This is a genomic window from Phormidium pseudopriestleyi FRX01 (genome assembly GCF_017313335.1).
GTDB lineage: Bacteria > Cyanobacteriota > Cyanobacteriia > Cyanobacteriales > Laspinemataceae > Laspinema > Laspinema pseudopriestleyi.
Window position 1 is genome coordinate 1 of sequence record NZ_JAFLQW010000195.1, and the last position, 10,134, is coordinate 10,134.

A 10,134-nucleotide genomic window follows, 5' to 3' on the forward strand; every position below is an offset into this window, starting at 1 on the left:
AATGGGCGAATGAGATTAGAAATGCAACTACCCGTAGGTTTTGACCACAGCACAGACCATAGTGTGATTTCCCTGGCAGTTAACTTGTACAGCATTTTAAATGCGATCGCATTTAAAGAATTAGACAACTGTTCATTCCGCAAAACCGGCTATGTCGAATTTCAGCCGGATTTAGCTTATTACGTTGGCACCAAGGCAACCGCCATTCCCAGCGGCACTGACATTGTAAATCTGGAAGAGTACCCGGTGCCGGATTTGGTAGTGGAGGTGGCAAAATCATCCCTGTTGGACGATCGCACGGTTAAGCGAGTGCTGTATGAAGACCTGGGTATTGCTGAATATTGGATTGTGAACGTGGAAACAGGGGAGGTGTTGGCTTATCAGATGAGCGATCGGGGGAGTCAGCGAATTGATGTCTCTGTGATGTTTCCAGGACTAGAAATAGCGACCCTAGACCAAGCGCTGCAACGAAGTCGCAAGCAAGACCAGTCGCAAGTTGGAGCCTGGTTAATGGCGCAGTTTCAGTCGGCTGGGAATGGATAATGGACATTAGAATAGTCCTGCATCCCTAGGAGGCAGAGTCGCTATATAAGCGTTACCAGGTACAACCTGGTAATGAGACAACGAGAAACAAACAAATCCTGAATTAGGATGATTTAGCGTTTAATTCATTGGCTTTATTTTGCAAGGCATTTATTTCCGATTGTAGGGCTTGTTTGGATTTCTCTGAATCTCTGATAAAGCTTTCATAAGATTTTTCAACCTCATCTCGAAAATGACTGTATCGAGTTTCTGAGTCAGATTCAAATTTTTCATAAGCTTTAATTTCTTGTTGCTTGATTTTTATGGCTTTACCTAAACTATCTTTATCCTGTTCCAGTTCAGTGATATCACCTTTCAAACTTTGAATTTTTTGTTGTAGCTGATTTTCAGTGAAATGATACCATAACTGATTGGCAATTATGCCAATTACTAACCCCAAAATAAAAGCTGCAATAAGATTCAACCATTTTTTAGTTTGTCCAGAATTTTGAGAAGTTCGGTTCGGATGTGGAAAGCCAATTGTGGAGTTTGGCGTAATTTGGGATCTTGAAGAAGACTGTTGACTATCTGAAGCAGATTTTCCCACATTTTTTGAAGTTGAATTTCCAGTAGTTGAACCAGATCGAAAGTTGTCATCTTTAGCCACCTCGAACGGACTCAAATCATCATCAGAAATCTCATCAGACAAACCTCGCCAAACTTTCGCCTGTTTAAGAATGTCATCCGAGACCGTTGAACACACTACAACTAACATCCCCTTATTTTTGGGCAATGCATATTTTTCGAGATCTTCAATTAATTCTTTGTTACAGGCGGATAAGTTGCCGACTTTAGGGGAATCTGCGGGTTTATCATCTTTAACTGCGTTAAGGTCAAGCTCTAAATTCTTACTTTTTAATTTATCAAAATCGACTTTAAACCCTTGATCATTATTTTCGGACTCTACCGCTTCATGAACCTTCTCTTCTAGTTTTACATTCAATGCTTTAATCGCGATCGCCCGTAAAGTTGCTTCATCAGAAGTATCTCCAACCCACAAAACTGAATTGTAAATTTTCCGAGTGCGGTTGTCCATGCGACTTTTCGAGGGTAATGCTGTCACCAATAACAGAAGTCGGTCCTCTTTGGGACGATAAATTACCACTGAGAAATAATCACTATCTACCATGTTGAGCATCGGCTTTAGATCATCATCAGGTAGAAGAATTGGCTGGTTTTGTTCGTTTACCCAGCTATATTCTTTAGAAACGCCACCACTTTGTACATAAACTTCCATGACTTATCTCCTTTTGACTTATAATTTCAAAAACTCGCTTCCTTGAACAATTTCCACATCATCACTTTTCGGATCGGCAAAACGACTCACTGCATTTCGCAGATTAGTATTTTTCCCAGTATTGTTAGCCAAAAAGTGCTGGATTCTGGTCAATATAGAACTGGGTTTGTTATCCAAATGTAACTTCAGCAAAAATCGCAACAGATACCGCAGAGGAACTTCGGTATTTTTGGGCTGATACATACTGTCGGCCTGAAGTTTCCAAAAGTAAAAGATTGGCTCATTATGAGTTTTATCATCCTCAATGTAAGATAACTCGACACTCCCAATCGTTTGAACCGGAATGATCACCACTGCAACTTTCGAGGCGAGGTTGTTGCTGTCAAACTGATTCAATAATTTTCGATAACCTTGTTTTACTCTTGTAAATAATTCCGATGGGTTATTTTTAATGTATTTTTCACATTTAACAGGAGTTAAAATGACTAGACGGGGAGAATCTAAGTCTTTATAGACCTTCTTAAATACATCATTTATTTCTGTCGGGTGATTCAAGTCTTCATGGTATTTTCCTCCTTTTTCCATCAAAGCTGGGGTATCAATAGGAATCAAAACGGCTGCCGATTGGTAAATCAAATCTTGCACTTTTGCTAGATGGGTAGGGTCTATTAGCCATCCCCCTGGATAATCATAAAAATTAATTTCTAAAGATGGAGCCGTTCCAGTTTCTCCAAACTCAAACTTAAATGTGCGGAGGTCGTTACCTCCGAGAAGCGGACTGCGAAACTTTATGTTGTTACCCTCTAAACTTTTCAGTTCTTTTAACCGCTTATCTAATACAGATTTAGTTCCAGCATCAGCCACCAGTTGTAAATCTTTACTGACATTCTCAAACTGGTCATACATAGCCGCCAGCAAGCTCGTTTTGCCCACACCCCTTGCACCAAGCATAGCCACGTTAAGAGTTGGTAGGTGTTGTTCCCGATTGAATATTTTCCAAAAAGATTTCATCCACTATCCTCACAAAATTACTCAGTTTTTTTTTAGATTGCTTTACAACTGCTTCAAAGACTCCTCTAACTGCTCAACCTGAACGGCGACAGAGGTTAAAAGATTGGACCAGTCTTTAATAGCATTTACTTGGTTTTCCAAGATTTCAAAATCCTTCCAAATGTGACGCTTCTTTTTGTATAAAAATAGCCTCCATTCTTTTTTAGCATTTGTAGCCCGGAGAACCCGATCAGAAAATTCTTCAACAATAGCAAACGATGCTTGACTCGGTTCTGATAAAAATCCAGTCAAGGCATTTTCACACTCATAAAGGGTTCCGTGATACAACTCCGTTAACTGAGCTACAGCATCTTCAGCATTCGCCCCTTGTTTCAAGACTGGCGCTTTATTTGGGGTTAATGGATCTAATTGCAAGCGGATCCGATGCTGAATTAATCCCCGATAAGAAAGATTAAATTCTGACAGAATCTCAAACCCTTTTTTTAATTCCGCATATTGATCTGGGATTTGACTAGAAACTTCCGCTAAAAATCTTGCACCGCGAGGTTCTGCCAAACCGCCTAAGCCACATTTGTCAACTAAAACATCAGATGCTTTATCTTTGATTTTCTCAATGCTTTCAGTTAATCCTTGTTCGATATCGAGGAATTTTCGGGATAAATTGGTCCTCAATACTATCAAAAGTTGAATATAGGCAGCACCCAAAGCACCAAGTTGATTGCCAAGTGTTTCCACGTCTGTTGAACTTGGCATTTCTTTATTGTTTCGACAGTCATCCAGAACTTTCTGAATCTGATTTTCTAGGTTTTTATCCGGTAAATCACGAATTTGAATCAGTTCATTTTGCAACTCGGTCATTTCATTGGTGATGGTGGTCCAAAAACCATCAAATACATTTTGATACCGACTAAACATTTCATGATCATCGATATCGGGTAACGCGACTTGGAGCAATTGCAATTGCTGTTTTAATTCTATGAGACTCGCTTGCAAATCGGCGATTTTCTGTTCAGCATACTTCCGGTCTAGTTGAGTTACATTGGATCGGAGATTATTCAGAACCACCTGAAGCACTTTTTTATTGGCTTCTTCCGGGGAAGAGCAATCAGCAATCACACAATCCAACACGGGTATTTCCACTGCTCCCAAATCAATATCCCGTTTCATAGAACGGCAACTTTCCTGATTTTCGCCCTTGCCATCGGCATTCAGCACGAACATAGACCGAGAAGGCAAATCGTTTAAGGCTTTATTCGCCAAATCATATAATTGGGTATCGCTTTGCTCGAAAGCGGCCCCGTCGTTGGAGGGTTTGCGGATAAATAGAATAAAATCCACTTCTTGGCCGAGGGCCTCAATGACTAAACTCTCATCTCCTAACCGAAAATCCCCTAAACCCGGAACATCGACTAAAGCGATCGCCCCTATTTCATCGAAGGGAAACGTGCAAGATATTTTAACCTGCTTCACCGCTAAACATTCATGGTTAATAATCAGTTGATCATTCTGACTATATTGGGACGCTACATACTTAGAAATCTGTGACTCGTCTTGAGTCGTTAAAGAGCCGCGCCCCAAGTATTCTTGATATGTTTGAGCATGGGTGTGATAATCGTCTTTCAAGCGATTATAAATATTAATGTCCGTTTGATACGCGCCAGTGGGTAAACTGGGAAGGGCGCTATGGGAAAATGCTTCAAAAGAACTGGGAATCGGAGTCAGTCCCAGTTTCTTGTAATAGGGAATAATGATTTCTTGTAAAAATGAGTCGCGATCGTGAAATTGAATTTCGGCGGTGGTCAAATTTTCCGGTTTATGACAAATGGTACTCCGCGCAGCAGTACAAGGTTTTCCTGGACGAGCTGGAATTACTTTATTTTTTAGTCCAGTCAAACTCTGCAATAGGGTGCTTTTCCCTTGTCTCATGCGCCCAATTACCCCAATATTTAGGGTTTTCCGGGAAAATCTTTTCTGGAGTCTACCCAGTGATGCCAAGTGTTCTATGATATTTTGCTGAAAACTGGCAAAATTCAGTTTTTGGAGTTTGGACTGGGTGGCGTCATCTCCTACCCAGTGCTGAAGCTGGCGATCGCGTTCTTGTTCTAATCGCTGAATCGCCGCATAAAGCGAGGATAACCCAGTCTCGATATCTGCCAACTTTTTGGCGAGGGGCTGACGTTGTGCGATAATACTCTGAATTTCTTCGCTCTTGTTCATGCCAATGTATTTATAAATATTCAAGAGTAAACTTAACTTGATATCGTACCATAAAATATCTGTCGGGGATCAACACCTGTATTTCTTAATAAAATTTTAATATTTGAGGCAGCAATGCTTCCATAAATCTGGCTTATGGGTAGGGGGGCAGATGGTTTTCTATTCAGCCGATCGCCTCAGACTAATCTTGATTGCCATTATGGAATCCCTGCCTGATTATCATTAAGCGGAAACTAGATATACTCTTATAAACCGGATTCCGTTCCTAAAATCGCGATCGGGAAGCATCGCTCCTGCAATAAATTCATTTTTTCTCACATAGCTATTAGAAATCGGGTTCCTTTCTTCAATTTTCGGTACTTAGGCAAAAGTTCTGTACCAAACCCGGTTTCTTGCTCAAAAATAAAGCACTTGGGCACTACTCCAATGCCTTGAAATGACATCAAAGGAGTGCGAGCATCTTGCTCGCTATGGACAAGAGCGAGCAAGATGCTCGCACTCCTAATCGAATGCCTTAAAATGACATCATCGGCGCGAGTGCCTCGGTAATTTGTCGGGTGACCAACTCATTTCCCTTGGGACTGAGATGAATATGGTCTCGATATAAACTGGCGGGGTTTTCTACGGTGTTAAAAGAGTTTAAAAAATCTAAGTAGGGGATTTGATGCTGTTGGGTGAATTCTTGCAGGCGCTGATGCGCTTTGATTTCATAGTCTCTTGGTCCCGGTTCTCCGATTTCTCGTAATAAGGGTGTGATTGCTAATAGAAATTGACCCTGATTTTCGGTGACGATTTGCTGAATTTGATGAATTGCTTCTAAGTTAAACCCGATGCGATCGCCTTTTTCCTCGGGTAACTTAGGCACAGTTGGCGCGGGTAACAGATATCGCCGCACTATCTCTACCCATGCCAAGGGGGGTTTTTTGTCGGGATAGTTGCGATCGCCTCCGACTTGTATAGAACTCGGTTGGGTTGCAAACAAATCATCGGTATTGATTAGCAACACCACTGCCTTCGCACCAAAGGTCCCAAATTTCTCCAGATAGGCGCGTTCATTGCGGGGTCCCCAGGAATTCGCTGAGGCGTTGAGCACTTCGATTTGAGCGGAATTCCCTTGCAGGCGTTCCGTGAGTTGTTGCTGCATTAATGCCGAGATGGTTTGCGCCTGATCCGTCCACCATCCGCCATTGGCAACGGAGTCTCCTAGCAACAAGACTCGCGGGGTGTCTGATGTTGGGGTTACTGCGACACTCCGCATGGAATATTGGTTAATCTCGATGCGATTGCCAAAGCGTCGCAGTTTCTGATTCGGTGCTAACAGATACCCGATGTTCTTGTCGGGGATGTACAGGGGAGGGTTGCCAAACCCAAAAAGCAGTCTGAGTGCCACTTCTACGGCGATGAATAGTCCGATGATTATCGCGATCGCAATCCCTATCATTTTCACAGGTTTAACCCCCACCTCAATCCTCAGCGTTTTTTCCCATCACCCTATAATAAAATCGGGATTTAGGACTTAATATGATTATAAGAATCAATCTGTAATTCTGTGATCATGAACTTTCCTCGCATCCATCCTGACACGATTGAAGAAGTCAAGCAACGTGCTGATATCGTCGATATCGTCTCTGAGCGCGTTGTGCTCAAAAAACAGGGTAAAGATTTGGTGGGATTGTGTCCCTTTCATGATGAAGGGTCACCGAGTTTTACTGTGAGTCCCAGCAAGCAAATGTATTACTGTTTTGGATGTCAGGCGGGGGGAAATGCGATTACATTTTTGATGGAAATTGGTAAACAGTCGTTTTCGGATGTGGTGTTGGATCTGGCGCGACGGTATCAGGTGCCGGTACATACGATTGAACCGGAACAGCGAGAAGAGTTACAGCGGCAGCTTTCTTTACGAGAAGAACTCTATGAAATTATGGCGATCGCCGTTCGGTTTTATGAGCACGCTTTACATCAACCCCAAGGCAGTGATGCGCTCAATTATCTGAAAGTTGACCGGCAATTGAGTCTGGAAACGATTCAACAGTTTCAATTGGGTTATGCACCTGCCGGATGGGAAAGTCTTTACAGTTATTTGGTGGAAGAGAAGAGATTTTCGGTGCAGTTGGTGGAAGAGGCGGGGTTGATTAAGGCGCGCAATACCGGGGGAGGATATTACGATCGCTTTCGCGATCGCCTGATGATTCCGATTCATGATAATCAGGGTCGTGCCATTGCCTTTGGCGGAAGAACTCTCAGTGATGAACAACCGAAGTATCTCAATTCTCCGGAAACGCCGTTATTTGATAAGGGGAAAACTCTGTATGCTTTGGATAAGGCAAAATCAGCGATTTCTAAGGCAGATAAAGCGGTGGTTGTGGAGGGATATTTTGATGCGATCGCCCTTCATGCTGCGGAAATTTCTAATGTCGTTGCCTCTCTGGGGACGGCATTGAGTTTGGATGCTGTCAAGCAATTATTGCGTTATACCGACTCTAAACAAGTGATTTTGAATTTTGATGCGGATGCGGCGGGGACGACGGCAGCGGAACGGGCGATCGGCGAAATTGCAGAATTGGCGTACAAGGGACAAGTTCAACTAAGAATTATCAATATTCCCGATGGCAAAGATGCGGATGATTTTCTCAAATCTACCGGCAGTCCGGAACCCTATCGGCAATTGATGGATAATGCGCCTTTATGGTTAGATTGGCAAATGCAGCAGTTGCTGGGAAAAAATGACTTACATCAATCTGATTCTTATCAACGGGTTGCCAAGCAAATGGTGAATTTACTCACCAAAATTCAGAATGCCGATACCCGGATGTATTATGTAAATCGCTGTGCAGAAATTCTCAGTCAGGGGAATGGAACTTTAGTGTCTTTGCGGGCGCAAGATTTAATTAAACAACTCAACCGCCTCCGGCGTAAGGAGAGTAAGAGTGAGCAAGAGAAGCAATTGGATATGGTTCCAGTTTCTGCCGATCGCGGGTTGTTAGAAAATGCGGAAGCGGCGTTATTGCGCTTATATTTGCATTGTCCGCAACAGCGAGGGGCGATCGCCCAGGAGTTGGAGACGCGAGATTTAGATTTTAGTCTCTCTCATCATCGGTTTTTGTGGCAGCAAATTATCCAGGTTGAAAATCACGATAAGACGGGGGATTTACTGACTCAAGTGCAAGAGCAGTTTTTACAGAATAATCGGGATTTAAAACCCGTTTCTGAGTTGTTTCATTTGGATGAAAAGTCGCAGCGAGATTTATTGAATCCGCCTCTGATGATTCAAGCGGCGATCGCTTGTATTGAACGAGTGCTTTGTGACAAGCGCTGCCGTCAAGCGTTACAACTTTGGAAAGAAACAGACTTGACAAAAGAGCCAGACCGTGCTCGTTACTATCAAGAACAAATTTCTGAAGAAAAAAAGCGAATTGAAGAACTGGACAAACATCGGCAAGTGAGTTTAATTGATTTATTCCCAATGTATTGAAAATTAGTTATGTTTATAAAGAAAGCGAGCAAGATGCTCGCACTCCCCAGGTTGAAACCTTGGAGGATCACTGACACAACGGCACGCAAGGACTGCTATATATAGCGCCCCTAAATGAATTTGATAAGCACAAAACAGATCTGACTGACAGGCAAATTGCCAAGTTTCCCCATCGCCCTGTTATCCCCCTGCCACCGGACCCAATTTCCCTTAAAATAGGAAATATTTCACCCAATCGGAGGTAACATTAGTGGCAAACACAACAGCAAATGAGACGGCACAACCCTTGTCCCGAACTCCCCTCTATGAGGAGGCGATCGCCCTCAATGCTAGGATGACTGCCTTCTCGGGATGGGAAATGCCGGTGCAGTTTTCGGGAATTAACCCCGAACATCAAGCAGTCCGAACTGCTGCGGGAATGTTTGATATCTCCCACATGGGAATGTTTTCGCTGTGTGGTAAAGATTTGCTGACACAAATGCAAGGATTAGTCCCCTCGGATTTGTCTCGCTTGCAACCCGGTGAGGGTCAATACACGGTTCTTCTGAATGACAAAGGTGGCATCCTTGATGACATTATTTTTTATGATCAAGGACAGGATGAAGCTGGAAGGCATTTTGCACAAGTGATTGTTAATGCTGCCACTTGTGCACAAGATAAAGCTTGGTTGTTGGCACAATTCAAAGGGTCCGATGTGGAATTCCAAGATTTATCTAAACAAAAGGTATTACTAGCAGTTCAAGGTCCCGAAGCGGTGCAGAAACTGCAACAGTTTGTGGAGGTGGATCTGTCTTCGGTGAAACCGTTTGGACATTTACAAGGGTCGGTATGTGGGGGAAATGGATTTTTAGCCCGCACGGGATACACTGGGGAAGATGGGTATGAGGTGATGGTGAATCCTGAAACTGGGATAACCCTGTGGCGATCGCTGTTGGATGCCGGGGTAATTCCCTGTGGTTTGGGTTGTCGAGATACTCTTCGTTTGGAAGCAGCAATGGCGCTTTATGGTCAAGATATTGACGAAAGCACAACACCGTTAGAAGCGGGTCTCGGTTGGTTGGTGCATTTGAGTACAAAAGGGGAATTTATCGGCAGGGAAGTGTTAGAAAAACAGAAGGAAACCGGGGTGAAACGGCGCTTGGTAGGAATCGAAATGCAGGGTCGTTATATTGCTCGTCATGGTTATCCGGTGATATGGGAAGGTAAACCTGTGGGAGAGGTAACGAGTGGCAGTTGGTCTCCTACTTTGGAACAGGCGATCGCCCTAGCTTATTTACCCCTAGAACTGAGTAAACAGGGTCAATCAATCGAGGTAGAAATTCGCGGTAAAACCCATCCTGGAACTGTGGTTAAAAAGCCCTTCTATCGGTCTGCTAAGAAACCTCAAAAATCTTAATTAACCGAACTTATCTTAGCCTGTCCAAGAGATTTGTAGGGTGGGATAAGCCCACCCAACTACTCAGACCTAGTATTTATAGTAGGGGCCTGCGTATTGCGCCCTAGGGGCCTGCGCATTGCGCCCCTACAAGGAACTTTAAAGGGCTAGTTTTTATAGACTTACACCAGAGAAACACGGTAGGGCTGGTAGCCTCGTGTCTTCAGACCGAGGTGGAAA

At 43.3% G+C, this 10,134-nt stretch carries 7 protein-coding genes; 3 read left to right on the forward strand and 4 right to left on the reverse strand.

Annotated features, from left to right (window positions below; translation table 11 throughout):
* Positions 1 to 543, forward strand: a 543-nt coding sequence (locus J0895_RS07080; RefSeq protein WP_207087406.1) for a Uma2 family endonuclease, incomplete at its 5' end; no start/stop codon positions are given.
* Positions 544 to 646: 103 nt separating this feature from the next.
* On the opposite strand, the gene J0895_RS07085 is transcribed toward J0895_RS07080, so the two are convergent.
* From J0895_RS07085 to J0895_RS07100, 4 genes are all read right to left on the reverse strand, one after another.
* A complete protein-coding gene (locus tag J0895_RS07085; protein ID WP_207087407.1) occupies positions 647 to 1,819 on the reverse strand; it encodes a coiled-coil domain-containing protein in 1,173 nt (390 codons plus the stop codon).
* 18 nt (positions 1,820 to 1,837) lie between these two features.
* Positions 1,838 to 2,830 (reverse strand): hypothetical protein, encoded by a 993-nt coding sequence (locus tag J0895_RS07090; protein WP_207087408.1) that lies wholly within the window; start codon positions 2,828 to 2,830, stop codon positions 1,838 to 1,840.
* Between the two features lie 42 nt (positions 2,831 to 2,872).
* Positions 2,873 to 5,047, reverse strand: a complete 2,175-nt coding sequence (locus tag J0895_RS07095; RefSeq protein WP_207087409.1) for a dynamin family protein — start codon at positions 5,045 to 5,047, stop codon at positions 2,873 to 2,875.
* A gap of 514 nt (positions 5,048 to 5,561) precedes the next feature.
* A complete protein-coding gene (locus J0895_RS07100) occupies positions 5,562 to 6,494 on the reverse strand; it encodes a GDSL-type esterase/lipase family protein (protein ID WP_207087410.1) in 933 nt (310 codons plus the stop codon).
* 108 nt (positions 6,495 to 6,602) lie between these two features.
* On the opposite strand from J0895_RS07100, the gene dnaG reads away from it, so the two are divergent.
* Complete coding sequence (gene dnaG, locus J0895_RS07105; protein WP_207087411.1) at positions 6,603 to 8,519, forward strand: DNA primase; 1,917 nt, start codon at positions 6,603 to 6,605, stop codon at positions 8,517 to 8,519.
* Positions 8,520 to 8,769: 250 nt separating this feature from the next.
* The gene (gene gcvT / locus J0895_RS07110; RefSeq protein ID WP_207087412.1) at positions 8,770 to 9,915 is read left to right on the forward strand and encodes a glycine cleavage system aminomethyltransferase GcvT; all 1,146 of its coding nucleotides are present in this window, start codon (positions 8,770 to 8,772) and stop codon (positions 9,913 to 9,915) included.
* The last annotated feature ends 219 nt before the right edge of the window (positions 9,916 to 10,134 follow it).

Bases quoted from the DNA above. Each gene is read 5' to 3' on its own strand.
- J0895_RS07090 (WP_207087408.1), bottom strand. From the start codon at position 2,830: ATGAAATCTTTTTGGAAAATATTCAATCGGGAACAACACCTACCAACT.
- dnaG (WP_207087411.1), top strand. From the start codon at position 6,603: ATGAACTTTCCTCGCATCCATCCTGACACGATTGAAGAAGTCAAGCAA.
- J0895_RS07085 (WP_207087407.1), bottom strand. From the start codon at position 1,819: ATGGAAGTTTATGTACAAAGTGGTGGCGTTTCTAAAGAATATAGCTGG.
- J0895_RS07095 (WP_207087409.1), bottom strand. From the start codon at position 5,047: ATGAACAAGAGCGAAGAAATTCAGAGTATTATCGCACAACGTCAGCCC.